The following is a 25,057-nucleotide window of genomic DNA, read 5'->3' on the forward strand; positions in this document are numbered from 1 at the left end:
AGCTCATAAATTAAAGGAGAAAGTGCAATGATAAACAAAATAAAAGTAATTTTTATAAGTATCTTAATTGCACTTCTTCCGCTAACGTCTTTTGCAGCAGCGCCGGATAGGCAAAATGAATTTTTAGGCAAGCGCTGCAATACTCCGCCCAAAGGCAGCGGCATTATTGCCGGTTTTTTCCGTGGTTGGGAACAAACACCATTTCAATATTATGGCTCTGGCTATATGCCAGTAGAACGCTATCGCTGTTTTCAAACTATGAATGAGTGTAAAACATGGCTTTTCACCATGAATTATTATTATAATGAAAAAACACCAGACGCCTCGCTCTGCACGCAGTTTTAAGCGCATTTTCCGCAAAAATTAAAACAACTTTTGGGTTAAATTAATACCCAAATATAAAGATTAAAAAGTCACCGCTTCCACTCTCTTAATTAATCCATGGGATGCAGCATGTCTAAAGACTATTATTATGGCCTTGGTGCTGTTTTCTTCGCGGCACTTTTATGGGGAACAACAGGAACGGCTGCGGCTATGGCACCACAAGTTGGGCCTATTGCCATTGGCGCGGCGGCCATGGGGCTTGGCGGATTAATCCAAGCTTTTATGGCACGCAAAAAAATATCTGCGCAACTATCGGCCCTCAAAAGGCATTGGGTTTTATTATTGGCAGGGGGCATTTCAGTTTTAGTTTATCCGCTTGCTTTTTATGCTTCTATGCGGCTTGCCGGCGTTACCATTGGTACGGTTATTTCCATTGGTTCAGCCCCATTATGCTCGGTTATTATCGAACGTTTTTTTGAAAGGCATCCAATTTCCATGCGCTGGCTCATTGGCATTTGCGTTGGCCTTGTTGGCATTATTTTACTTTGCCTTGCAACCCACCATGGCGCATCTACCAAAAAGGGCGATGAAAATCCATTGCTTGGTATATTTTTGGGGCTCGTTGCTGGGCTCACCTATGCTGGATATTCTTGGACATCCCGTCAACTTATGCAAAAAGGCATTGCCTCATCGGCAGCTATGGGCGCAACCTTTGGGCTGGGTGGCCTTATGCTCATGCCAATACTTTTGGCAACTGGCGCACCTTTCTTGCTATCGTGGCAAAATTTTTCGGTAGGGCTTTATATGGCTCTTATCCCAATGTTTTTAGGATATTTGTGTTTTGGCTATGGGCTTGCACGCATTAAAGCAAGCCTTGCCATTACCATTACACTTATGGAACCAGTCGTTGCAGCATTTTTGGCAGTGCTTATTCTTGGGGAGCGCTTACCACTTATAGGTTGGCTTGGCGTATTACTAATTCTTGCATCATTGGTGTTTGTAACCTTACCCAGTAACCTATTTAATAAAAAAACAAAAACCGCATCTTGATATTTTCATAATTATGCGATTGGCAAGACCATGATTTCACCGTCGATATTTTAAAAAACTAAAAGCATATTTTTAAATATAAACGGTTAAGGATAAACCGCCATGAGCGATGAAAACTCTCAAAACCTATCGGCAAAAGAAAGAATAATAGCTCTACGCAATATTATTCAACAAAATAATGCTGAAAAGCTGTTTTTGATAGATAACCCAGATAAATTTGATAGCTATAGTATTAATTTTAACTATCGCGGCGGCACAATCACTTATTGCGATTGGCGTGGTCCTGAAATACAATTTGAAACCAATAACACCGACAAATTAATCAGCTATTATTTGCAATTAATAGCTGATTATAAAAAAGATTAGCAGCGATAAGGTACAATACATTATTGCTGCAGCTATATATTACCCTTTAAAGCGGCAAAATGCTACATTTGTTGCTCGTCAGTCCGGCGGGTTTCACGTTGGGTAATAAGACGGGCGGAACGGCGGCCTGAAATGGAAAGCCACAACCAATTTAAAGCAACGGCTAACCGACTTTGCGCGCCAATCAAGAAATAAATATGGGCAACACCCCAAATCCACCATGCAAGAAAACCGGTGAGCCGAATTTTACCAAAATCAATCACCGCAGAATTGCGGCCAATGGTTGCAAGGTTGCCAAGGTGGCGATAATGAAAAGCGGGCGGCGGCGTCAAATTTTTGCGGCGATGATTAATAACCTTTGCAACATATTCGCCTTGTTGCTTGGCGGCAGGTGCAATACCGGGAACTGGATTGCCATTTATTTGCTTTACCGATGCCGTATCACCAATAATGAAAATTTCTGGATGGTTCTCCACCGAGAGATCATCCTTAACAAAAGCACGACCAGCTCGATCTTTTTGCGTATTAATCCAATCAGCAGCATCTGATGCTTTAACCCCTGCCGCCCAAATAATTGTACGGGCAGGAATAGCTTCATCTCCAATGGCGACACCATCTTCATGACACTCGGTTACTGGTTTGCCCGTGCGCACATCAACGCCCATTTTTTGCAAGGTTTTCTTGGCATATTCAGATAATTCTTCAGGAAAGACTGGTAAAACGCGGCTTCCTGCTTCAACAAGCAAAACTTTTGCTTTGGTTGTATCAATATTGCGGAATTCTTTTGGCAAAGTTTTATGGGCAAGTTCAGCAATAATTCCGGCAAGCTCAACACCTGTTGCACCGCCGCCAATAATCACAAAAGTAAGCAGCGCTTCACGCAGTTTAGGATCTTTTTCCATTTCAGCTTTTTCAAAAGCCACCAACATGCGCCGTCTTATAGTTGTTGCATCTTCAAGATCTTTAAGACCAGGTGCAATATCCTCCCACTCATCTTTACCAAAATAGGCATGCCGCGCGCCAGTTGCTAAAACTAACGTGTCATAGGGTAATTGCTTACCGTCGGATAGACTAACTTGCCGTGCTTCCTTATCAATTGCTGTTACCTTACCAAGATAGGTGGTAATATCTTTACGCTTGCGCAGTAAATGACGAATAGGCCACGCAATTTCTGATGTTGCAAGAATGGTAGTTGCGACCTGATAAAGCAGTGGTTGAAAAAGATGGTGGTTACGTTGGTCAATCACGGTAATTACAGTATTTGGGCATTTTATTGCTTTGGCTGCAGAAAGCCCCGCGAAACCGCCACCCACAATAACCACACGATGATCAGACATTACTTACTCCTTAAAAAGGCAATTCCAAAATAGCAACAATTAATGCCTTTAAGCTACTATGAAGCTTTAATTTATTCGGGGTATATTAGCAGACAATGAAAAAATAAAAATCATTAAATTTTGATTTCAATCAAATAATATTGAAAACTAAATCGTTTTCAATAAAAATCTGTTGTTGTTTTGAAACACTATAAATCGCACTAAAATTTATCATCGAATAAGGCATAAAATCTATCTAACCTGCCCTATAGCACGACCATTACATTAAAAAACAGGCCGCACTTGGCACATGGTCAAATTATAGCCAAAAATGATTTACCTTTGATTAAAACTGCTCCAGCTTGAAATCCTCACAGCTTTCTTTCATCATTTCTGCCCAGTCGCGCAATAATTTACTGCGGCTTTGGGGATAGCTTTGTGGCAATGCATTACAGCTTAAAATCCTATCGGTTCTAAAATGCCTAAAATCATCGCGTTCCTCGCAATGGGCCAAGATTATCCGGCTTTTTGCAAAAAAAGCTAATCCAAAAGCCCAAATAATCCGTTTGCTAAATTTACCATGGGCATCACAATAGGTAATCGCAAGCTTTTTATGATCGCGAATGACTTTGCGCAACAACGTGACTACTTCCATAGTTTCAGGCTGGTTAAACCGCGTATCAGGCGGAACATGTAGTGCAACAGCTTGCATTGAATCGGCTAAGGCTTTGGGCAAACAAGCCGCAATTTTTGCCATGGCAGAGCGTGCATCTTGCAACAATGCGCCCTCGCCCAAACTTGCAACCAAGCGCGACCCAAGCACCAAGGCTTCCAATTCGTCATGACTAAACATTAAGGGCGGTACATGAAACCCGGGGCGTAAAACATAGCCAAGCCCTGCCTCGCCCTCAATTGTTGCACCTTGCGCTTGCAAACTTGCAATATCGCGATAAAGCGTCCGCAAACTTACCTGTAATTCATTGGCAAGCACAGCTCCCGTTACAGGATAACGGTAGCGACGCAACAGGTCTAATAGAGCAAGCAGGCGTTCTGATTTGGTCATAAAAAGCTAAATGGCAAATGAATAATCGGTTTAAAAATGAAATTGGACCATATCACCCAATATCCAGAAATTCTATAGCAACTTAGATTAGGGGCTGGACCTATTAATTTAAATGAACTGGCACAATAAACAGTAAAATATACACGGAGGAAAGCAAAAAGTGGGTGGTATACCCATTTGAGCTTTACGACGCTGTAGATTGCAGCTGTTTTGTGTCCTTTCAGGATATGGTAAATTTTCGCGATAACTTTGTCAAAGAGCCTTGAAAATATTCATATTTCCGGCGGCTCTTCTTCTTGTTCTCACAAAAATTTCCTCATACCATTTCGTTCAAATTAATGGGTCCTGCCCCTAGAATGTAACAAAAGCAATTATGGACATTGATAAGGGCTTAAACCAACCATATCTTGACCCGTTTGGGTATTTTTAATTGTAACAACGGATTTTGGATTAAACTTGCAAAGCATTCGCCGATATTTTCCAAACATATCGCTTGTAGCATCTGTTAAATTAATTTTTGGTCCTAACTCTTTACCATTAGCATCATGTGCAACAATACGATAAGTTCCTGATACAGTTGAACATGCAGAAATAAAAATAAAGACCAATAAAACACTTATATTTTTCATCATATACACCACCATTACACAACAAAATAATAAATAAAAGGTGTTGCCTAATTAAACGGGTTTAACCTTAGCTATTGTAGCAAAATTTTTGCTTTATCGTAAGATAGGTTGTTAAATATCCATTCTCATTCTTTAAGATGCAGATGGAACGTCTTTTCAGGAATGCTTTTAAATTTGCTGAGCCTTACTTTTGCTAATCCCCAAAGCCTTCAATACCCTTGATATAAACACGCCCCTTGCAAATTCATCTTAGCAAATGGTCAACATGGAAATGTCGTTAACCAAAATCAACCACCGAACAGCGAACAACATCACGAATTTTCTGTTTTAAAATTCTACTACGAATGGAATGCTTATTTTTCACGTCTTATCATAGCCTTATGACGAGTAATTGTCACTTAACTAGGCAAGACCCTTTTATATTTTTTTGCAATTTGTTAATCGACTAAATAGAATAAAAATTCTAATTATTATGACTATGTCATTTAAATTCTTTATATTAATAATTCTAAATATATCGCAATTTCAATTTTAATGGAAACGCAATCATACGCATTACTTTAAGACAAGTTGAATATTTTATAGCTAATGCGGAAACTGGTACATTAGTCTTGCGCCTGAACGGGTTAAGGTGTCCTCGCCATCAATATCGACTGCAATTGCCAATATTGAGGAAGAATTGCAAGCAAAATTGCTTATTCGACAGCATGCTCAAGGGCTGGCTTTAACTTCAGCAGGTAAAAAGGCGTTTATTTGAGCAAAAAATCATTGATGAAACTGAAAACTTAATAATGTAACGGATGATATAACAAACTAGTTGCGCAAACAAATTGTCGTAGGCTGCATGGTGACCTTTGCGCCGATGAATATACCGAAAGTTAGCAAAGGATTATAAAGAGGCGACAACCTAATCACCTATTTGAGCGTTAATCTCAAATAAAGACATATGCTGATACCCGATAGTTATCAGTAAAAAATATAAAAAGACAATCACTCTGTAAAAAAACAAATAGCGGCTAGCTATCCACATGCGATAAATCACCGCAATCTCAATCAAAAAATCCCACAATCACAGACTTACTTGAATTTGTTTGGATAGCTTCTGTACTTATCGAGAAATAAAACTATTGCAATTTAGAATTATTCGATTGAATATATCTATCCAACTCGCAAATGAGATAGTTATGGAGAGATTGTGCATGGAGAGGCAAGATCATATCGCCGATCAACAAACAGCAACTCCCAAAGCTGCAAATAATAAATCCCTTAAGCAGCCAAGATTTTCAATTGGATTTATTCTTGCTAACGACTTTGCCTTGAGCGCATTTGCAAATTTTATTGATGTATTAACCCTTGCCAATAATAAGGTTGCAAGCATCAATCAAACGCCATGTCATTGGTCTGTTTTATCCAATTCCATGAACCCAATTTTTTCAAGTAGTGGTATTGGCGTACACCCTAACCAGTTACTCATTGCCCCAAAAAATTTTGATTATGTAATTGTGGTTGGCCGTTACACGGATAGCCTAAACGAACTTGATAGTAGCTATATTGATTTTCTCCATCTTACAGCACAAAGCAAAATTACGCTTGGTGGTATCGGTACTGGCAGCCTTATTATCCACGCGGCGGGTCTCATGGAAGGCTATCAAACTTGCCTTAGCCCATTGCGCGGTCAAACTTTTTTAGAAAAATATAGTGGTTTGCGCTCTGTTATGGATAAAAGCTTCATCATTGACCGAGACCGCTTAAGCACCGATAGTGCGGCAGGTTCCAGCCAACTTGCTTCCTACATTGTAGCAAAACATATCGGGCGAAGCGAAGCACGTAAGGCTTTGCATACATTGGCGGCTAATGAACCGTTCCCCCCAGATAAAACGCAGCCAACTATCCCCCAAGAATGGCATAGCGATAACCCTGTCGTTGCGAAATCATTGCATATGATGCAGCAAAATATTGATTGTCCATTATCTATAGATGATATAGCCAAAACAATAGGCCATAATAAACGGCAAATAGAGCGCCATTTTCAGCAAGCCCTTGCAACTTCACCACAAGCGGCATTTATTGATATGCGGCTTAATTTTGCCCGCACACTTATTGAAACCACCAACAAGCCCCTTGCGGAAATTGCAATCCAATGTGGCTTTTGCGACTCATCGCATTTAAGCCGCATGTTTCGCCGCCGTTTTGGTAAAAAGCCCTTTGACCTGCGTGCTAAAAACAAGGACATAAGTTAAGCCTTAGAAATCTGGCAAAAAGACACTCGATTTTAAAGATGCTAACTGACTTTGTGATTATTGTTTGGCGGTAAATACTTGGTTGGTAAAATGCACTTCACCTGCAGATATTGTTTTGCGCACGCCATTATCTTGGTAAATAACTAATTGGCAATTTTCATCAATAGTTTCAAAAACCCCAGTGATTAATTTACCATTGACCATGATATTAACCCGCCCACCTAGATTAGCGGCATGTTGCAGCCATTTATCGCGAATTGCGCTAAGGTTTTTTCCCTTATCCCATAAATTATAATTGGTTGCCCATGTATCCGATAGGCTTTCAAACCATTGTGCTGCATCAATATTATAGCCAATATTGTGCAAGGCGGCAGTAGGGTAAGGCATATTATCGGGCGAGCTGACAATATTGCCACCAATACCAATAATGATTGCGTGATTTTGGTTTGGTAAAGTCACCAGTTCCAATAAAATACCAGATAATTTGGCATCGCCCACCAAAAGATCGTTGGGCCATTTTAATTTGACAGGTTCATTGAAAATGCCAAAGCCGATGGAACGCTTGTGTTGTTCTAACGCTTCGATTAATGAGACGCCGGTTACAAAACCTAATGTTGCGGCATTATGCGGCGCAAAATCGTCCACCAATAATAGTGAAACAAAAAAATTACCTTTGGGACTAACCCATTGGCGACCACGCCGCCCACGCCCTGCTAGCTGCTCATCTGCAACTATCCATAATTTTCCTTGGTCGCCGTTCTTTGCAAACTCAGTGGCTAGTTGATTGGTTGAGTCTAAAAGTTCATAAAACTCAACCCGATAACCAGCTTTTTTTGCTTGCGAAGAAAGGCGAACAACCATTTGAAACTTTACTTAATTATTGTCTACGTCGTAATTATTGTGCCATGAAAAGGGATTGTGCGGCTGTTGCTGCCCATGGTGTAATCCATACAGCAAAGAACACATAGAACAATCCAAATACACCGCTCAAGAATAATACAATGCGTAATTCATTTGGCAAAGCTAAGAAGCCGCCCTTGGATTCATCAAACCACATCACTTTGATAAGGCGCAAGTAGTAAAAAGCACCAACAACCGATGCCATCATACCAATGACGGCGAGTGGCACCAAGCCAGCACCAACGGCCGCTGAGAATGTGTACCATTTACCAAAGAACCCAGCCAAAGGCGGAATGCTGGCAAGTGAGAACATGTGCATGGTCATGATTGCTGCCATAAAAGGATTGCTCCAAGCAAGGCCAGCAAGGTCACTGATTTCTTCAACATTACCATCGCGATTACGCATAGCTAGAATAAAGGCGAATGCACCAAGCGTGGTAACAAGGTAAATCGTCATATAAATGATGATACTTTGTACACCAGCTGTAGCAATTTCCAAAGACCCTGCTCCAGCAGCAGCAGAAAGACCAACAAGCGCGTAGCCCATATGGGTAATGGATGAATAAGCCATTAGGCGCTTAATGTTCTTTTGGCCAATACCAGCAAAAGCACCAAGGATCATCGAGGCAATTGCAATGAACACAAGAATTTGCTGCGCTGCAGGCATAATGCTTGATTGTGCACCAATATGGTCTGGACTAAAGCCCATAACCACAATACGACCAATAAGCGCAATAGCTGCAACTTTTGGAGCACCGGCAAAAAAGGCAGTTACAGGTGTTGGCGAACCTTCATAAACATCGGGCGTCCACATATGAAATGGAACAGCAGAAATTTTGAATGCAAGACCCGCAAGCACAAATACCATACCAAAGATAAGACCAAGTGGCGGATGACCACCTGAGAAGCTTTGGGCGATTTCCATGAAACCAATATGGCCAGTATAGCCGTAAACCAGTGAAATACCGTAGAGCAACATGCCTGAAGACAAAGCACCCAAAACGAAATATTTAAGACCAGCTTCAGATGAGCGAGCATTATCACGGTTAAAGGCAGCAAGCACATAAAGGGCAAGAGATTGCAATTCCAAGCCCATATAAAGTGATAGCATATTGCCAGCTGAAATCATGAGCATCATGCCAATAGTTGAAAGCAAGGCGATGATTGGAAATTCAAACTTATCAAAACCGTAATTCTTGGCATAGCCAACCGACATAACCAGTGCGACAAGCGCACCAATCACGGTTAGAACTTTCATGTAACGGCTATAGCTATCCATAATCAAGGCATCGCCAAACACGTTACCATACGGCGGAAACACTACTAATAATACAAGAGCCGCAGCTAAAACAACAACCGCAAGCGTGGTTATCATTGTATAAGATTGCTGTTTTGAATATACGCCCACCATGAGCAACACAAGAGCACCCACTGCGATCACTAGCTCTGGAAGCATGAGCGTCAATTGAGCCATCAAATCAATCTGCATCAGATTTGCCTCTTCTATTGCATCAATGTTGCACTTGAAGCGATTGCCTGCAGTGCATCATTATAATTGGTAATAAGGTTGTTTACGGCACCTGAAATAACATTCAAGATAGCCATTGGATAAATACCGAAGAAAATAGTCAAAACAACCATTGGGTAGAGAAGGAATTTTTCCCGTAGCGATAAATCTAGCAAAGCCTTCAAGCTTTCTTTTTCCAGCGGACCAAAAATGACCCGGCGGTAAAGATAAAGCGCATAAGCAGCCGAGAGAATAACCCCAGAGGTTGCAAAAACTGCAAACCAAGTATTGACTTGGAAAAGTCCAATCAGCGTCAAAAATTCACCAATAAAGCCCGAAGTACCCGGTAAGCCGACATTGGCCATGGTGAAAATTAAAAATACGGTTGCATATTTGGGCATGTTATTGACAAGACCACCAAATGCCGCGATCTCGCGAGTATGCAGGCGATCATAAATGACACCCACACAAAGGAAGAGTGCACCTGATACAAAACCATGCGAAATCATCTGATAAATCGCACCTTCAACGCCTTGGGCATTGGCGGAGAAAATACCCATTGTCACATAGCCCATATGAGCAATTGATGAATACGCAATGAGCTTTTTCATGTCCTCTTGCGCAAGAGCGATCACCGAGGTGTAAATAATTGCGGCAACTGACAAGAAAAAAACGAAATTTGCAAAATATTCTGATGCAACTGGGAACATAGGGATCGAGAAACGCAAGAACCCATAGCCACCAAGCTTCAACAAAATACCTGCAAGAATAACCGAGCCTGCCGTTGGTGCTTCAACGTGTGCATCTGGCAACCAAGTATGGACTGGCACCATTGGCATTTTAACTGCAAAGGACGCAAAGAAAGCAAGCCATAACCACGTCTGCATGGAAGCAGGGAAATGGTGATTGTTTAACAATTCAACAATATCAAGTGTACCAGCATTCCAATACATTGCCATTAAGGCAACAAGCATGAGAAGCGAACCAAGCAAGGTATAAAGGAAAAATTTTATACTTGCATAAACACGGCGCTGACCACCCCATACGCCAATGATGATAAACATTGGAATAAGGCTACCTTCAAAGAAGATATAGAATAGCACACCATCAAGCGCACAAAATACACCAATAACCATTGTTTCTAGAATAAGAAACATAATCATATATTGCTTTACGCGTTTTTGAACTGTTTCCCAACTAGCAAGAATACAAAATGGCATAAGAAATGCGGTAAGCACCACAAATAAGATGGAAATACCATCGACACCCATATGGTAGCTGATTGCTGGTTTACCTTCAGAATTGGTAAGCCAAACAAGTTTTTCAACCATTTGGAAGCCAGCATTGCTGCGATCAAAACCTGCCCAAACGACAAGCGAAAGTACAAATACAAAAATAGTGGTTAATAGCGTAACATTACGAATATTACGCTTGGCAGCCTCACCATCTTCTTTAATCAAGAGGATAAGCAATGCACCGAGTAACGGCAGGAATGTAACCGTTGAAAGAATTGGCCAATAATGCTCACTCATCAGTTTACACTCCAAAATGTTCCAAACATCATCCAAGTGATGAGGGCTGCAACACCGATAAGCATCGCAAATGCATAATGATAGAGATAGCCGGTTTGCATGCGTACAGCGACCTTATTGGTAATAGTAAGAACAAGACTGGCAAGACCATTTGGTCCTAGTCCGTCAATTATTTTTCCGTCAACGACCTTCCAGAAGAAACGGCCAATGGCAAAGGTGGGACGAACAAAAATAGCGTCATATAATTCGTCAATATACCATTTATTGAGCAGGAATTTGTAAAGGCGTGGCATTGCTGTTGCAAGTGCCTTTGGAACGGCTGGCGAAATGATATAGAACCAAAAAGCAAGAACGAAACCAAGAGCCATAACAATAAAGGGTGACCATTTTACCCAAACTGGCACGCCATGAGCATCATGCATCACATGATTATGCTCGGACGTAAATAATGCACCTTTCCAGAAAGCGTCATAATGATCGCCAAAGAAATAGGGCATAAAGATAAAGCCCGCAAGCAAAGCGCCAACCGCCAAAACGAATAAAGGCGCTAACATAACAGGCCCTGATTCATGCACATGATGCATAACGTCAGCCGTTGCGCGTGGTTTGCCGTGGAAGGTAAGGAAAATCAAACGCCATGAATAGAAACTGGTCATAAAGGCGGCAATGACAAGAAGCCAGAAACCATAACCTGATGCAGCATTGTGGGCAGCGTAAGCCGATTCAATAATTGCATCCTTGGAGAAGAAACCTGCAGTACCAATAACAGTTCCTGGAATACCAACGCCAGTCAAAGCGATTGTACCGATAATCATCATCCAATAAGTGGTTGGAATATATTTACGCAAGCCACCCATATGACGCATATCTTGTTCATCAGACACAGCATGGATCACCGAACCGGCGCCAAGGAACAATAATGCCTTGAAGAAAGCGTGGGTGAACAAATGGAATACTGCCGCGCCATAAGCGCCAACACCAAGAGCCACAAACATATAACCAAGCTGCGAACAGGTTGAATAAGCAATAACGCGCTTAATATCATTTTGCACAAGGCCAACAGTTGCCGCAAAAAATGCAGTTGTCGCACCAATAAAGGTAATGACTGTCAAGGCTGTAGGCGAAAGCTCAAAGATTGGCGACATACGTGCAACCATGAACACACCAGCCGTCACCATGGTAGCCGCATGGATAAGAGCAGATACTGGAGTTGGGCCTTCCATCGCGTCTGGCAACCAAGTATGCAACAAAAACTGCGCTGATTTACCCATTGCACCAATGAATAACAATAAGCAGGTAATCGTCAATGCATTGGTGCGGTCAACTTCCCAGCTTAAGAACGTAAAAGTATTAACATAGTCGCCACTACCCGCACGGGCAAAAATATCTTCAAACCCAACAACACCGAAAATCACAAAAATGCTAAACATGCCAAGTAGGAAGCCAAAGTCACCAACGCGGTTCACCACGAAAGCTTTCATGGCTGCCTTGCTAGCTGAAGGTTTTTGATACCAAAAGCCAATAAGCAAATAAGATGCAAGACCAACGCCTTCCCAACCAAAAAACATTTGGACGAGATTGTCAGACGTGACCAACATCAACATCATAAAGGTGAAGAGCGAAAGATAGGCAAAAAAGCGTGGACGGCTTGGATCATGGTGCATGTAACCGATGGAATAGATATGCACAAGCGCCGATACGGTATTAACAACAACCAACATAATTGCGGTTAGAGTATCAACCCGAAAAGCCCAATCAAAGTCCAATCTACCTGATAAAATCCAGCTAAGCACCTCCACATGCTGGGTTTCACCATTTGCATTCATTGCAATTGTAATAAATGCAACCCAAGACAATATGGCAACAACAACCATTAAGCTACAGGTGACTAATTCACTTGCACGCGCACCGATGCTATTGCCAAAAAGACCAGCAATGAGAAAACCAATTAGTGGAAGGAAGACGATTGCGTCAAATAACATGATGCGTCAACCTTTCATCATATTGACATCTTCCACCGCGATAGAACCGCGATTACGGAAGAATACAACAAGTATGGCAAGACCAATTGCTGTTTCTGCAGCAGCAACTGTTAGCACGAAAAGTGCAAAGACTTGGCCTACCAAATCATTTAAAACAGCAGAGAATGCTACGAAATTTAAATTAGCCGAGAGCAAAATAAGCTCTACCGACATTAAAATAATAATAACATTCTTACGATTTAGAAAAATACCGAAAACGCCAATCGTGAACAAGATCGCCGAAACGGTCAGATAGTGAGCAATTTCTATATGCATTTTTTTCTTCCCGTTAAATACCTTTATTGGATTCGACTTTTTTAATCTCAATGGCAGTTTCAGGTGTACGTGCAACTTGGGCAGCAATTGATTGGCGCTTAACATTAGGGCGGTGACGCAATGTCAATACAATTGCCCCAATCATAGCAACCAAAAGCACCAAACCGGCTAATTGGAAATACAATACATAATCAGTATAAAGTATTTCACCAAGCGCTTGTGTATTGGTTTTAGCAACATCACTTGCCGCTTTTGCAGCAATGGTAACATCTGGAATGATCGAGTTCGAAGTAAAAACAACCACAAGCTCAATAAGCAAAATAAGACCGACAAGCGCACCAATTGGTGCATATTGCAATGCACCGCGCTTTAATTCGGCAAAGTCCACATCAAGCATCATGACCACAAATAAGAACAATACCGCAACGGCACCGACATAAACCACAAGCAAGATCATGGCCAAAAATTCAGCGCCGGTGAGCAAAAATAATGCTGCGGCATTGAAAAAAGCCAAAATGAGGAAAAGAACCGAATGAACGGGGTTACGTGCCGCCACCACCATTACGGCACTTGCGATCAAAATGAACGAGAACAGATAAAAAAACGCAACCACAGGACCAGTTAGCATGGGGTTCCCCAAGATAATTCAACGCAGTGACGTGGAATGAAAGCGCCACGTCTTCGCCTGAAAGAAGCTCAATTGAAGCTTCCGATGACAAGAGGGTCAAATATTTGCCCCTCGAAAAGCTGCCTAAACAGCTTTAAATAAAACCCTATAACCGCATACAAAACAAATAGTTACAATGTGATATTAAGGTTATACTAAATTATTAACGATACGGTGCATCAAGCGCAATATTGCGAGCAATTTCGCGCTCCCAACGATCACCATTAGCGAGCAATTTTTCCTTATCATAATAAAGCTCTTCGCGGGTTTCGGTCGCAAATTCAAAATTTGGTCCCTCAACAATCGCTTCAACTGGGCATGCCTCTTGACAAAAACCACAATAAATGCACTTTACCATGTCAATATCGTAACGCACTGTACGCCTTGTACCATCATTACGGCGTGGGCCAGCTTCAATGGTAATAGCTTGTGCAGGACAAATAGCTTCACATAATTTACAAGCAATGCAGCGTTCTTCACCATTTGGATAACGGCGCAACGCATGTTCACCACGAAAACGTGGTGAAATACGACCTTTTTCATAAGGATAATTGATGGTTGGCTTTGGTGCTACAAATTGCTTACAGGCAAGAAAAAAGGCACTTACCAATTCAAGTAGCAATAAAGATTTAGCAGCTTGGAAAAGACTTGACATTATCTTAAACTCCTATGCCAGACCAGTAATTTTTAAGAATGCAGCCGTAAGCACGACCATTGCAAGTGAAATAGGCAAGAAGACTTTCCAACCAAGACGCATGAGCTGATCATAGCGATAACGTGGAACGAAAGCTTTAACCATCGCAATCATAAAGAATACAGCGCAAACTTTGAACAAGAACCAGAACACACCCGGTATCCAATTGAGCCACCAAACATCAAGCGGCGGCAACCAACCACCTAAGAATAAAATCGTAGTCAAGGCGCACATCAAAACAATCGCTACATATTCACCAAGCATATAAAGAAGATATGGGCCTGAAGAATATTCAACCATGTGCCCAGCCACAAGTTCAGATTCTGCTTCAACCAAATCAAAAGGTGGGCGATTTGTTTCAGCAAGTGCTGAAATAAAGAAAATAACGAACATTGGGAAAAGACCTAACCAATGCCAATCAAGGAATGATGCAAATGGCAAACCAGCCATAGTGCCGATACCGTCTTTTTGTGCAAGCACAATTTGAGTAAGATCGAGCGAACCTACGCAAAGTAGCACAGTCACAATCACAAAACCAATGGACACTTCGTAAGATACCATTTGCGCGGCAGAGCGCAATGCACCAAGAAATGGATATTTGGAGTTTGATGCCCAGCCGCCCATAATAACACCATAAACTTCTAACGAAGAAATAGCGAATACATAAAGCATGCCGACATTAATATCAGCAACTGCCCACCCTTCATTAACCGGAATAACCGCCCAACCACAAAGGGCAAGGCCTGCCGAAATGAATGGAGCAAGAAGGAAAATACCTTTATTTGCACCGGCTGGAATGACAGGTTCTTTAACAATAAACTTAATCAAATCCGCAAAAGATTGGAAAAGACCAAATGGACCAACAACATTGGGACCGCGACGCAATTGAACCGCTGCCCAAATCTTACGATCTGCTAAAAGCAAGAATGCAATGATAACCAACAGCGCTACAATAAATAATAGCGACTGCCCGATTGGCAACAATATCTGCATCAAGAAGAAATCTAACATTTTATATCACTCTTCCTCTTGTAACCATTATTCTGCTGCTTGCGGAATGCGACCGCTTGCAAGCGCCGAGCACTCAGCCATAATGGCAGATGAGCGTGCGATCGGATTGGTAAGATAGAAATCTTGTATAGGTAAAACGAATTTTGCTGAACCAAGGGTTTTAAAGCCATTAGCCAAAGTGGTAATATCCTTAACGTCACCCACCAAAATATCATCAATGGCGGCAAAATGCGGATATTCACTATAAAGCTTACGTCTTAAAGCGCCAAGTGAGTCATAAGGCAAACGCACACCCAAAACATCAGACAATGCACGTAAAATTGCCCAATCTTCTTTTGCTTCACCAGGAGCAAAAGTTGCACGATTGGTCATCTGTACACGGCCTTCAGTATTTACAAAAATACCTGATTTTTCAGTGTAAGCTGCACCGGGCAAAATAATATCTGCATTATGTGCGCCATTATCGCCATGGCTACCAATATAAATTGTGAAGCCTTTTTTAGCATTCAAATCAATTTCATCAGCGCCAAGCAAGAATAATACTTCGCTATCACTTACTACGTCTTTTGCCCTTGCATTATCTTCGGCAACAAAACCAAGATCAAGTCCGCCAACGCGTGAGGCTGCAGTGTGAAGGACATTAAAGCCATTCCACTCGTCATTAACCGCACCAATAATTGTAGCAAGCTTTGCAGCCGCCTTTGCAATATTAGCACCATTCTCGCCGCTAAGTGCACCCTGACCAAGTATAATCATAGGTTTTTGAGCAGTTTTCAATTTTTCAAGGAATGAAAGCTTGCCATCAATAAGTTGACTGAGTGTTTCTTCCCCTGCCCCAAGATATTCGAAAGGATAGCGCATTTCACCACGCTCGCCAATCACAGCAATTGGATAATCGCTCTTTCTTTGGCGTTTACGAATACGGGCATTAAGAACCGATGCTTCAAAACGTGGATTACTACCAATGATAATCAATGCATCGGACTGCTCAATACCGGCAATCGTTGTATTGAAAATATAGCTAGCGCGACCCGCTTTTGGATCATGGGCTGCGCCATCTTGGCGGCAATCATAATGGGTGGAGCCAAGCGCATTAAGCAATGATTTTAGCGAATAGATTTCTTCAACTGTCGCAAGATCACCAGCAATAGCACCAATTTTGGTGGCATTTGCCTTATCAATCGCGACTTTAATCGCCGCAAAAGCTTCTTGCCAACTTGCTGACATTAACCGACCTTGGCCATTGCGAATATAAGGGCGATCAAGACGCTGGGTTTTTAAACCATCCCAAATGAAGCGGCTCTTATCTGAAATCCATTCTTCATTAATCGCTTCATTAACCCGTGGCATAATACGCATAACTTCGCGTCCACGCGAGTCAACACGGATAGCTGAACCAACCGCATCCATAACGTCAATAGTTTCAGTCTTGCTAAGTTCCCAAGGGCGTGCATTGAAAGCATATGGGCGTGATGTCAAAGCACCAACAGGACAAAGATCGATAACATTGCCCTGAAGCTCTGATGTCATTGCCTTTTCAAGATAGGTGGTGATTTCAGCGTCTTCGCCGCGACCAATAAGCCCCAACTCAGAAATACCTGCAACTTCGGTGGTAAAGCGCACACAACGTGTGCAGTGAATGCAACGCGTCATCACTGTCTTTACTAACGGCCCAATATATTTATCTTCTACCGCACGCTTATCTTCTTGATAACGTGAGAAGTCACGACCATAAGCCATTGCTTGATCTTGCAAATCACACTCGCCGCCCTGATCGCAAATGGGGCAATCAAGCGGGTGGTTGATAAGAAGAAATTCCATGACGTTTTCACGCGCGCGCTTTACCATAGGTGTTTTTGTAAAGATCTGCGGTGGCTCACCATTAGGACCGGGGCGCAAGTCTTTTACACCCATTGCACAGGAAGCCTGTGGTTTAGGTGGCCCACCTTTTACTTCAACCAAACACATGCGGCAATTGCCGGCGATAGACAAACGCTCGTGAAAACAAAAGCGGGGCACCTCGGCTCCGGCCTCTTCCGCTGCTTGTAGCAACGTATAGTGATCGGGAACCTCGATCTCCTTGTCGTCAACTATGATCTTTGCCATCGTTTTTCCAAACCGGCGGCCTCGCCGCCTATCCTAGAAATTAAACCAAAAAACCTATTCAGCAGCTTCAAGCGCAATATTACGGCTTTGCACTGCATTATGGGTATATTCATCAATCCGCTTTTCAATTTCAGGGCGGAAATTACGAATAAGCCCCTGAATAGGCCAAGCAGCAGCATCGCCGAGCGCACAAATCGTATGCCCTTCAACCTGCTTCGACACATCAAATAAAAGGTCTATTTCGCGCTTTTGCGCGCGCCCTTCAACCATGCGCCCCAAAAGACGCATCATCCAACCAGTACCTTCACGGCATGGTGTACATTGGCCACAGCTTTCATGCTTAAAAAATGCTGCAATACGCCAAATAGCTTTAATAATATCGGTCGATTTATCCATAACAATCGCACCGCCAGTACCAAAAGAAGACTTAACTTCCCTTAAACCGTCAAAATCCATGATCACATCGATCATGTCTTCACCGCGAACGACAGGACAAGATGCACCGCCTGGGATAACGCCTAAGAAATTATCCCATCCACCACGGACACCACCGGCATGTTTTTCAATAAGCTCACGGAAAGTAATGCCCAAAGCTTCTTCAACGGTGCAAGGTGTATTTACATGACCTGAAATCATGAATAATTTGGTGCCCACATTATTAGGACGACCAATAGCTGCAAACCATTCTGCACCACGACGTAAAATAGTTGGCGCAACAGCAATGGATTCAACATTATTAACGGTTGTAGGGCAACCATAAATACCCATATTAGCTGGAAATGGCGGCTTCAAACGTGGCTGGCCTTTTTTGCCTTCCAAGCTTTCAAGCAGCGCAGTTTCTTCACCACAAATATAAGCACCGGCACCATGATGCACAATAATATCGCAAGGATGGCCATGTTTTGGATTTTTACCCAAAAGTCCTGCATCATAGCATTCATCAATAGCTGCTTGCAGCGCTTCACGTTCGCGAATATATTCACCGCGTACGTAAATAAAAGCAGTATGAGCGCCCATTGCAAAAGTTGCAATAACACAGCCTTCAATCAAAGTATGAGGATCGTGACGCAAGATCTCTCTATCTTTACACGTACCAGGTTCGGACTCATCGGCATTGACAACTAAGTAATGAGGACGACCATCACTGACCTTTGGCATGAATGACCATTTCATGCCAGTCGGGAAACCCGCACCGCCACGGCCACGCAAACCAGATGCTTTCATCTCATTGATGATCCAATCACGGCCTTTTTCGATAATGCCTTTGGTGCCGTCCCAACAGCCACGAGACATAGCACCTTTAAGAGATGTGTCTTTTAATCCGTAAATATTGGTGAATATGCGATCCTTATCAGCTAGCATGTCTCACCTATTCCTTTCCGTCCGCAACCATCGGCTTTTAAAGCAATCTCACTCATTAACATAACTACTCTTTAGGCTTTACTGCTTGAGCTTTTACCTGATCACCATCAAGCAATGACGTTAATCCTGTGATTGGTTCTGATGACTTGCGCGAATTTTGCGGCCCAACAGGGACTGACGCACCTTCACCACGCTCAAAAGCATCAATAATTTCTTCTAAACGCTCTGGTGTTAGGTCTTCATAGGTATCTTTGAAAATCATCACCATTGGTGCATTAACGCAAGCGCCCAAACATTCGACCTCTTCCCATGAAAGCGTGCCGTCCGCATTGGTTTCAAATGCATGTTCATTAATCTTATTCTTGCAAAGCTTGATCAATTCACCTGAACCACGAAGCATGCAAGGAGTTGTACCACATATTTGCACATGGGCTTTTGTACCCACTGGCTTTAACTGGAACTGCGTATAAAATGTTGCTACTTCCAAAACACGAATATAAGCCATACCGAGCAAATCAGCGATATACTCAATTGACGCGCGTGTGACCCAACCATCTTGCTCTTGCGCACGCATGAGCAAAGGAATAACCGCCGATTGCTGGCGACCTTCAGGATATTTAGCAATAGTTTTTTCAGCCCATGCCATATTTTCAGCATTAAAAGCAAATGTATCGGGCTGTACAGATTCATCAGCGAGACGGCGAACAGACATTAGCGATCAACCTCTCCAAAAACAATATCAAGGGAACCAAGGATAGCAGCAACGTCTGCAAGCATGTGACCCTTACACAAGAAATCCATTGCTTGTAGATGTGCATAACCTGGCGCACGTAATTTCACACGATATGGCTTATTGGTACCATCTGCGACGAGATAGACACCGAATTCGCCTTTTGGCGCTTCCACTGCTGCATAAACTTCACCCGCAGGAACGTGGAAACCTTCAGTAAAGAGTTTGAAGTGATGAATAAGCGCTTCCATTGAACGCTTCATATCACCGCGTTTTGGCGGGGTAATTTTTTGATCAACACTCGAAACAGGGCCAGTCTTTTCTGAACTTAACAAACGCTCGACACATTGGCGAATAATACGAACTGATTGGCGCATTTCTTCCATGCGGACAAGATAACGATCATAACAATCGCCATTTTTACCGACTGGAATATCAAATTCCATTTCTTCATAGCATTCATAAGGTTGGCTTTTACGTAAATCCCAAGCCGCGCCCGAGCCACGCACCATAACACCAGAAAAACCGTAAGCCCATGCATCTTCAAGCGAAACCGTTGCAATATCAACGTTACGTTGTTTGAAAATACGATTAGGTGTAATAAGCGCATCCAAATTACCAAGCGCTTCAAGAAACGGATCAAGAAATGCACCAATATCTTCAACCAACTGCTCTGGCAAATCTTGATGAACACCACCTGGACGGAAATAATTGGCGTGAAGACGAGCACCACAAGCGCGCTCATAAAATACCATCATTTTTTCGCGCTGCACAAAGCCCCAAAGTGGTGGCGTTAAAGCACCAACGTCCATGGCTTGCGTGGTAACATTAAGAAGGTGGTTTAAAATACGACCAATTTCGGAAAAAAGCACACGAATGAGCTGGCCACGCTTTGGCACCTCAACTTTGAGCATTTTTTCAATGGCGAGCACATAGGCATGCTCTTGATTCATTGGCGCAACATAGTCCAAACGATCAAGATAGGGACCCGCTTGCAAATAGGTCTTAGTTTCCATCAACTTTTCTGTACCGCGATGCAGAAGCCCAATATGCGGATCAACCCGCTCTACCACTTCACCATCGAGCTCCAATACCAAGCGCAACACGCCGTGCGCTGCTGGATGCTGCGGACCAAAATTGATATTAAAATTACGGACATTGACCTCAGCCACGATCAAATCCCTCCGTTTGAAAAGAGCGCCTCAATGTCCTTACCGGTCATCTTACGCGTTTCATTTGCAAATTCATAAAAATGCGGTTTTTCGTCGTAATAAATTTCACTTTTCAATTCAAAACCACTTTGATCGTCAAATGCAGCAGCACTTAAATAGACCATTGATCCATCACGCATACGCCAACCAAGCGAACTTCCACATGATGAACAAAACAGCCGCTCGCCCCAAGAAGACGATGGATAAACTGAAAATTCAACATTACCCAGCACTTCAATCGCTGGATCAACCGCTAGGGACATAAAAACGCCACCAGACATTTTCTGGCACATATGACAATGGCATATGCCGACATCTATACCAGATAGCTTTGCCTTAAAATGCACATCACCACAAAGACATTTACCCTCGCGAATGAAAGTGCTTTCTTCTGGCTGACCTAGATTCATTTCCGCTCTCCTGCTTTTTCATCACCAGGCAGAACATAATCTGTACCTTCCCAAGGTGACAAAAAGTCAAAGCTGCGCATTTCTTGACGAAGAACAACAGGCTCATAAACTACCCGCTTTACTTCATTGTCATAGCGACACTCCACAAAACCAGTAGTTGGAAAATCTTTACGCAATGGGTGCCCTTCAAAACCATAATCGGTCAAGATACGACGCAAATCTGGATGATCTGAAAACAAAACGCCATACATATCGTAAACTTCACGCTCATACCAATCCGCACCTGGATAGACACTGAAAGCTGATGGCACATCTTCATCTTCACTGACCTGAACCTTAACGCGAATGCGCAGATTCTGACGTGGTGACAAAAGATGATAAGATACATCAAAGCGCTTTTCACGCGATGGGAAATCAACACCACTAACGTCAATAATACAGATGAATTGACACTGCACATCGTCACGCAAGAATGTCAACACACCAAGCAGCTCGGCAGGATCAACCAAAAGATTTAACTCACCATAAGCAATCTCTTGGCTCAACACCTTAGAACCTATACGCTCAGCAAGATAGCTATTGAGATCTTCAATTGCTTCAGAAGCCATAATACTCTCCTAGCGCTCGATCGAACCGGTACGGCGTATCTTCTTCTGCAATAAAAGCACACCATAAAGCAGCGCTTCAGCAGTAGGAGGACAACCAGGAACATAAATATCTACAGGAACAATACGATCACAACCACGCACAACCGAATAGGAATAATGGTAGTAGCCACCACCATTTGCACATGAGCCCATTGAAATCACATAACGCGGCTCAGGCATCTGATCATAAACTTTGCGCAATGCGGGAGCCATTTTATTGGTAAGCGTACCAGCAACCATCATAACATCTGATTGGCGCGGAGAAGCGCGCGGAGCATAACCAAAACGCTCATTATCATAATGCGGCATTGAACAATGCATCATCTCAACTGCACAGCAAGCAAGACCAAAGGTCATCCACATCAATGAACCAGTACGCGCCCAAGTAACGAGCGCATCTGTAGATGTAACCAAGAAACCCTTATCAGAAAGCTCGGCATTAATATCCTGGAAGAACTTGTCGTCAGCACCAATAAGCTTGCCAGTATTAGGATCAATAATTCCTTTAGGCTGCGGCGCGACCAAAGTCTTATTTCCGGTCAATTCCATTCCAGAGCCCCTTTCTTCCATTCATAGATAAAGCCTACAGTCAAAACGCCTAAAAACAGCATCATTGACCAAAACCCGAACATCCCGATATCACGGAAAGCAACCGCCCACGGGAAAAGAAAAGCTACTTCAAGATCGAAAATAATGAATAGAATTGAAACAAGATAAAAACGAATATCAAATTTCATGCGCGCATCATCAAACGAGTTGAAGCCACATTCATAAGCAGATAATTTTTCTGGATCGGGCGAACGATAAGCCACAATATAGGGCATAATCAACAAAGCACCTGCAATCACCAATGATACTATAATAAATATCAATACAGGCAGGTAATTCATCAGAATATCAGGCATATCCTTTAACACCTTTTCAAACGAGGCAACGCCATTAAACACTTTGCATTTAAGAAAACAGCTCAGTGCACCAAAGAATCTCTTTAGACATTTTCCTCGCCCAAACAGCTTCAAGGGCATGCTGCGCGAAATTTGTCGCAAGGGTTAACGCAGAGTACACAAACAAGCAATAGTTTTATCACAAAAAAGATAATTTATGCGACATTTTGCTTACTGTTAACAGATGAAATAGAATTATCCAAAAACCCTACTTCACAACTCAACTTTTCCCTAACACCATAGAATTTACGGTATTTTTGCTATAATATCTTTCAATATGGTTTCTCAGATTAAAGATACAAGACACTAATCTTCACTTTATTGAGAAGCCACCATATTTTCGCCAAAACTAGCAGATTTGAGCAAAAATCATGATGCAACCATAGAATCATTCTAACACAAGTTCAACTTAATTTATTACAATTTAGATGATAGTCACAGCATAGGTAGCTGATCGTTTTGCGTTCCCTTGCAAATATCACCACCCAATGGAGTAATGACAAATTAAATAGAACAAGTGAAATTACCAGAGTTAAATCTAAACGCTTTTACAAGAGCAAGATGAGTCGATAGCATTAAGCGCTAAATAGAAATCACCACAAAACATAAACTGAACAAGCAAAGCTACAATGAGCCAATATTGCAACTAAAGCAAAAACTAACAAAGCTAGCATAAACCAGAATTATAACATATTATTTTATGTAGGGAAAATTAATAGCGCCACTAAACTTAAAGTTTAGTGGCGCGAGTGACGGGACTCGAACCCGCGACCTCCGGCGTGACAGGCCGGCACTCTAACCAACTGAGCTACACCCGCGCATTTGACGAAACCGTTAGTTACTGAACTTTCTTATTATCGAATTTTCATCACCATTTCGTCTGGCGTGAGCGGTGTCTAAGACGTTCAAACAAAGAAGTCAAGCGCTTTAATTGAAATAATTTCAATTTATCCATTTTTTATTGTTAAATGCCACAGTCAGCCAAACGGCCACTACCTCAGCCCATAACACAAGGCACAAAATACTAAGAAGGCCTTTTGAATAATAATGACTTTCACCAAAACGTTAAATGTAGACAGGAATGCAGTTTGCGAGGATAGCAAAAAAACAACAAAGATAAAATGAATAAGAATTAACCTATCTAACAGGGCGCAAAAGCAGGCAAAAACACCAGCCAACTTAAGCCAATAGATAGTAAAACTAGACATAAAGGGAAAAAGAACAATCAGCTATTGATTAAAGTGTGCAGTAAAGCCACCAAACCCAATTAATCAAAAAACATTTTTGAAAGGTTAAGTGGCGCGAGTGACGGGACTCGAACCCGCGACCTCCGGCGTGACAGGCCGGCACTCTAACCAACTGAGCTACACCCGCGCACTTATCAACCAAGCCAATAAACTATTTAAACAACAGCTATTTGTTTGGCGTTGGCACCGTTTAAAAGGTTAAAATGGATTCGTCAACCACATATTTTAGAAAATCGACACAAATTTCACTTTTCTTCGCTTTTTTCTAAAATTTACAAAAAAATGCAATTTTTCATTTTTTTTGCTTGCACTTTGCAAAACTATCAATTAGAGAGTGCCTACCCTTAACGGGGGCGATTAGCTCAGTTGGTAGAGCGCTTCGTTTACACCGAAGATGTCGGGAGTTCGAGTCTCTCATCGCCCACCATTATTTCTTATTATAATTGTAAGAAATAGAAAGTTATAAAAGGGCGATTAGCTCAGTTGGTAGAGCGCTTCGTTTACACCGAAGATGTCGGGAGTTCGAGTCTCTCATCGCCCACCATTATTTCCACTTTGAAATCTTAGAGTAATTTTACTACCAGCTGCTTCGCAATAACTTGGCTTTATATCCGCTTGTTTAGTTACAATGGTCAATTTCCATAAGGTTTAAAAATAAATCTACAGCAGCTAGTTTTTTCGTTACTTAAGCAAAAGCGTAATATCCTGCTTAAAGCCTAACTTTAAACACACTATTATCTACTTAATTTCTTATTTGATTCTTTAAATAGAGTTTCATAATTTAATGAATATGATGGATATTTA

General features: G+C 42.1%; 24 protein-coding genes and 4 tRNA genes. 7 read left to right on the forward strand and 21 right to left on the reverse strand.

Annotation, left to right across the window (positions count from 1 at the left end; translation table 11 throughout):
• Positions 1–27 precede the first annotated feature (27 nt).
• The 3 genes from N6B01_RS07915 to N6B01_RS07925 all read left to right on the forward strand — a co-directional run bounded on the left by N6B01_RS07915 (position 28) and on the right by N6B01_RS07925 (position 1,740).
• Positions 28–345 carry a hypothetical protein gene (locus N6B01_RS07915; protein ID WP_262078201.1) on the forward strand — a complete coding sequence of 106 codons (318 nt, stop codon included), beginning with the start codon at positions 28–30 and terminating at the stop codon, positions 343–345.
• A gap of 108 nt (positions 346–453) precedes the next feature.
• On the forward strand, positions 454–1,374 hold the full coding sequence (locus tag N6B01_RS07920) for a DMT family transporter (RefSeq protein WP_262078202.1): 921 nt from the start codon (positions 454–456) through the stop codon (positions 1,372–1,374).
• A 102-nt stretch (positions 1,375–1,476) separates the two neighbouring features.
• Positions 1,477–1,740 (forward strand): hypothetical protein, encoded by a 264-nt coding sequence (locus N6B01_RS07925; protein ID WP_262078203.1) that lies wholly within the window; start codon positions 1,477–1,479, stop codon positions 1,738–1,740.
• Positions 1,741–1,802: 62 nt separating this feature from the next.
• Here the strand turns inward: N6B01_RS07925 and N6B01_RS07930 are convergent, their stop codons facing one another.
• From N6B01_RS07930 to N6B01_RS07940, 3 genes are all read right to left on the reverse strand, one after another.
• Positions 1,803–3,077 (reverse strand): NAD(P)/FAD-dependent oxidoreductase, encoded by a 1,275-nt coding sequence (locus N6B01_RS07930; RefSeq protein WP_262078204.1) that lies wholly within the window; start codon positions 3,075–3,077, stop codon positions 1,803–1,805.
• Between the two features lie 325 nt (positions 3,078–3,402).
• Positions 3,403–4,119: a helix-turn-helix transcriptional regulator gene (locus N6B01_RS07935; protein WP_262078205.1), complete on the reverse strand. Its 717-nt coding sequence runs from the start codon at positions 4,117–4,119 to the stop codon at positions 3,403–3,405.
• Between the two features lie 371 nt (positions 4,120–4,490).
• The gene (locus N6B01_RS07940) at positions 4,491–4,751 is read right to left on the reverse strand and encodes a hypothetical protein (RefSeq protein ID WP_262078206.1); all 261 of its coding nucleotides are present in this window, start codon (positions 4,749–4,751) and stop codon (positions 4,491–4,493) included.
• A 628-nt stretch (positions 4,752–5,379) separates the two neighbouring features.
• On the opposite strand from N6B01_RS07940, the gene N6B01_RS07945 reads away from it, so the two are divergent.
• Both N6B01_RS07945 and N6B01_RS07950 read left to right on the forward strand, forming a co-directional pair.
• Positions 5,380–5,505, forward strand: a complete 126-nt coding sequence (locus tag N6B01_RS07945; RefSeq protein WP_410007206.1) for a LysR family transcriptional regulator — start codon at positions 5,380–5,382, stop codon at positions 5,503–5,505.
• 442 nt (positions 5,506–5,947) lie between these two features.
• The gene (locus N6B01_RS07950) at positions 5,948–6,988 is read left to right on the forward strand and encodes a GlxA family transcriptional regulator (RefSeq protein WP_262078207.1); all 1,041 of its coding nucleotides are present in this window, start codon (positions 5,948–5,950) and stop codon (positions 6,986–6,988) included.
• Between the two features lie 57 nt (positions 6,989–7,045).
• On the opposite strand, the gene N6B01_RS07955 is transcribed toward N6B01_RS07950, so the two are convergent.
• The 18 genes from N6B01_RS07955 to N6B01_RS08040 form a co-directional block, all read right to left on the reverse strand.
• A complete protein-coding gene (locus tag N6B01_RS07955) occupies positions 7,046–7,849 on the reverse strand; it encodes a biotin--[acetyl-CoA-carboxylase] ligase (RefSeq protein WP_262078208.1) in 804 nt (267 codons plus the stop codon).
• 34 nt (positions 7,850–7,883) lie between these two features.
• Positions 7,884–9,377: an NADH-quinone oxidoreductase subunit NuoN gene (gene nuoN / locus N6B01_RS07960; protein WP_262078209.1), complete on the reverse strand. Its 1,494-nt coding sequence runs from the start codon at positions 9,375–9,377 to the stop codon at positions 7,884–7,886.
• 14 nt (positions 9,378–9,391) lie between these two features.
• Positions 9,392–10,927 carry an NADH-quinone oxidoreductase subunit M gene (locus N6B01_RS07965; protein ID WP_262078210.1) on the reverse strand — a complete coding sequence of 512 codons (1,536 nt, stop codon included), beginning with the start codon at positions 10,925–10,927 and terminating at the stop codon, positions 9,392–9,394.
• Positions 10,927–12,909 (reverse strand): NADH-quinone oxidoreductase subunit L, encoded by a 1,983-nt coding sequence (nuoL, locus tag N6B01_RS07970; RefSeq protein WP_262078211.1) that lies wholly within the window; start codon positions 12,907–12,909, stop codon positions 10,927–10,929. Before nuoL ends, N6B01_RS07965 begins: the two co-directional genes overlap by 1 nt.
• A 6-nt stretch (positions 12,910–12,915) precedes the next feature.
• Positions 12,916–13,224, reverse strand: coding sequence for an NADH-quinone oxidoreductase subunit NuoK (gene nuoK, locus N6B01_RS07975; RefSeq protein WP_182417241.1), 309 nt, complete (start codon positions 13,222–13,224; stop codon positions 12,916–12,918).
• A 13-nt stretch (positions 13,225–13,237) separates the two neighbouring features.
• Positions 13,238–13,852, reverse strand: a complete 615-nt coding sequence (locus N6B01_RS07980; protein ID WP_262078212.1) for an NADH-quinone oxidoreductase subunit J — start codon at positions 13,850–13,852, stop codon at positions 13,238–13,240.
• Between the two features lie 202 nt (positions 13,853–14,054).
• A complete protein-coding gene (gene nuoI / locus N6B01_RS07985; protein WP_182417243.1) occupies positions 14,055–14,546 on the reverse strand; it encodes an NADH-quinone oxidoreductase subunit NuoI in 492 nt (163 codons plus the stop codon).
• 12 nt (positions 14,547–14,558) lie between these two features.
• Complete coding sequence (gene nuoH / locus N6B01_RS07990) at positions 14,559–15,596, reverse strand: NADH-quinone oxidoreductase subunit NuoH (protein ID WP_182417244.1); 1,038 nt, start codon at positions 15,594–15,596, stop codon at positions 14,559–14,561.
• Positions 15,597–15,623: 27 nt separating this feature from the next.
• Entirely contained in the window at positions 15,624–17,702 is a 2,079-nt protein-coding gene (gene nuoG / locus N6B01_RS07995; protein ID WP_262078213.1) for an NADH-quinone oxidoreductase subunit NuoG, read from the reverse strand.
• Positions 17,703–17,756: 54 nt separating this feature from the next.
• On the reverse strand, positions 17,757–19,064 hold the full coding sequence (nuoF, locus tag N6B01_RS08000) for an NADH-quinone oxidoreductase subunit NuoF (RefSeq protein ID WP_262078214.1): 1,308 nt from the start codon (positions 19,062–19,064) through the stop codon (positions 17,757–17,759).
• 64 nt (positions 19,065–19,128) lie between these two features.
• Positions 19,129–19,776, reverse strand: a complete 648-nt coding sequence (nuoE, locus tag N6B01_RS08005) for an NADH-quinone oxidoreductase subunit NuoE (protein WP_182417246.1) — start codon at positions 19,774–19,776, stop codon at positions 19,129–19,131.
• A complete protein-coding gene (locus N6B01_RS08010) occupies positions 19,776–20,966 on the reverse strand; it encodes an NADH-quinone oxidoreductase subunit D (RefSeq protein ID WP_182417247.1) in 1,191 nt (396 codons plus the stop codon). The genes nuoE and N6B01_RS08010 overlap by 1 nt, the downstream gene beginning before the upstream one ends.
• A gap of 2 nt (positions 20,967–20,968) precedes the next feature.
• Positions 20,969–21,415, reverse strand: coding sequence for a GFA family protein (locus N6B01_RS08015; protein ID WP_182417248.1), 447 nt, complete (start codon positions 21,413–21,415; stop codon positions 20,969–20,971).
• Positions 21,412–22,023, reverse strand: a complete 612-nt coding sequence (locus N6B01_RS08020) for an NADH-quinone oxidoreductase subunit C (protein ID WP_182417249.1) — start codon at positions 22,021–22,023, stop codon at positions 21,412–21,414. The genes N6B01_RS08015 and N6B01_RS08020 overlap by 4 nt, the downstream gene beginning before the upstream one ends.
• Before the next feature lie 9 nt (positions 22,024–22,032).
• Complete coding sequence (locus tag N6B01_RS08025; RefSeq protein WP_182417250.1) at positions 22,033–22,611, reverse strand: NuoB/complex I 20 kDa subunit family protein; 579 nt, start codon at positions 22,609–22,611, stop codon at positions 22,033–22,035.
• A complete protein-coding gene (locus tag N6B01_RS08030) occupies positions 22,602–22,967 on the reverse strand; it encodes an NADH-quinone oxidoreductase subunit A (protein WP_182417251.1) in 366 nt (121 codons plus the stop codon). The genes N6B01_RS08025 and N6B01_RS08030 overlap by 10 nt, the downstream gene beginning before the upstream one ends.
• 780 nt (positions 22,968–23,747) lie before the next feature.
• Positions 23,748–23,824: transfer RNA gene (locus N6B01_RS08035), tRNA-Asp, on the reverse strand.
• 479 nt (positions 23,825–24,303) lie between these two features.
• Positions 24,304–24,380, reverse strand: a tRNA-Asp gene (locus tag N6B01_RS08040).
• Positions 24,381–24,604: 224 nt separating this feature from the next.
• Between N6B01_RS08040 and N6B01_RS08045 the strand changes: the two genes are divergently transcribed.
• Both N6B01_RS08045 and N6B01_RS08050 read left to right on the forward strand, forming a co-directional pair.
• Positions 24,605–24,680 (forward strand) — tRNA-Val (locus N6B01_RS08045).
• 41 nt (positions 24,681–24,721) lie between these two features.
• Positions 24,722–24,797 (forward strand) — tRNA-Val (locus tag N6B01_RS08050).
• The last annotated feature ends 260 nt before the right edge of the window (positions 24,798–25,057 follow it).

This window comes from Bartonella sp. HY406, from assembly GCF_025449315.1.
GTDB lineage: Bacteria > Pseudomonadota > Alphaproteobacteria > Rhizobiales > Rhizobiaceae > HY038.

Bases quoted from the DNA above. Each gene is read 5' to 3' on its own strand.
- N6B01_RS07915 (WP_262078201.1), top strand. From the start codon at position 28: ATGATAAACAAAATAAAAGTAATTTTTATAAGTATCTTAATTGCACTT.
- N6B01_RS07920 (WP_262078202.1), top strand. From the start codon at position 454: ATGTCTAAAGACTATTATTATGGCCTTGGTGCTGTTTTCTTCGCGGCA.
- N6B01_RS07925 (WP_262078203.1), top strand. From the start codon at position 1,477: ATGAGCGATGAAAACTCTCAAAACCTATCGGCAAAAGAAAGAATAATA.
- N6B01_RS07930 (WP_262078204.1), bottom strand. From the start codon at position 3,077: ATGTCTGATCATCGTGTGGTTATTGTGGGTGGCGGTTTCGCGGGGCTT.
- N6B01_RS07935 (WP_262078205.1), bottom strand. From the start codon at position 4,119: ATGACCAAATCAGAACGCCTGCTTGCTCTATTAGACCTGTTGCGTCGC.
- N6B01_RS07940 (WP_262078206.1), bottom strand. From the start codon at position 4,751: ATGATGAAAAATATAAGTGTTTTATTGGTCTTTATTTTTATTTCTGCA.
- N6B01_RS07950 (WP_262078207.1), top strand. From the start codon at position 5,948: ATGGAGAGGCAAGATCATATCGCCGATCAACAAACAGCAACTCCCAAA.
- N6B01_RS07955 (WP_262078208.1), bottom strand. From the start codon at position 7,849: ATGGTTGTTCGCCTTTCTTCGCAAGCAAAAAAAGCTGGTTATCGGGTT.
- nuoN (WP_262078209.1), bottom strand. From the start codon at position 9,377: ATGCAGATTGATTTGATGGCTCAATTGACGCTCATGCTTCCAGAGCTA.
- N6B01_RS07965 (WP_262078210.1), bottom strand. From the start codon at position 10,927: ATGAGTGAGCATTATTGGCCAATTCTTTCAACGGTTACATTCCTGCCG.
- nuoL (WP_262078211.1), bottom strand. From the start codon at position 12,909: ATGTTATTTGACGCAATCGTCTTCCTTCCACTAATTGGTTTTCTCATT.
- nuoK (WP_182417241.1), bottom strand. From the start codon at position 13,224: ATGCATATAGAAATTGCTCACTATCTGACCGTTTCGGCGATCTTGTTC.
- N6B01_RS07980 (WP_262078212.1), bottom strand. From the start codon at position 13,852: ATGCTAACTGGTCCTGTGGTTGCGTTTTTTTATCTGTTCTCGTTCATT.
- nuoI (WP_182417243.1), bottom strand. From the start codon at position 14,546: ATGTCAAGTCTTTTCCAAGCTGCTAAATCTTTATTGCTACTTGAATTG.
- nuoH (WP_182417244.1), bottom strand. From the start codon at position 15,596: ATGTTAGATTTCTTCTTGATGCAGATATTGTTGCCAATCGGGCAGTCG.
- nuoG (WP_262078213.1), bottom strand. From the start codon at position 17,702: ATGGCAAAGATCATAGTTGACGACAAGGAGATCGAGGTTCCCGATCAC.
- nuoF (WP_262078214.1), bottom strand. From the start codon at position 19,064: ATGCTAGCTGATAAGGATCGCATATTCACCAATATTTACGGATTAAAA.
- nuoE (WP_182417246.1), bottom strand. From the start codon at position 19,776: ATGTCTGTTCGCCGTCTCGCTGATGAATCTGTACAGCCCGATACATTT.
- N6B01_RS08015 (WP_182417248.1), bottom strand. From the start codon at position 21,415: ATGAATCTAGGTCAGCCAGAAGAAAGCACTTTCATTCGCGAGGGTAAA.
- N6B01_RS08020 (WP_182417249.1), bottom strand. From the start codon at position 22,023: ATGGCTTCTGAAGCAATTGAAGATCTCAATAGCTATCTTGCTGAGCGT.
- N6B01_RS08025 (WP_182417250.1), bottom strand. From the start codon at position 22,611: ATGGAATTGACCGGAAATAAGACTTTGGTCGCGCCGCAGCCTAAAGGA.
- N6B01_RS08030 (WP_182417251.1), bottom strand. From the start codon at position 22,967: ATGCCTGATATTCTGATGAATTACCTGCCTGTATTGATATTTATTATA.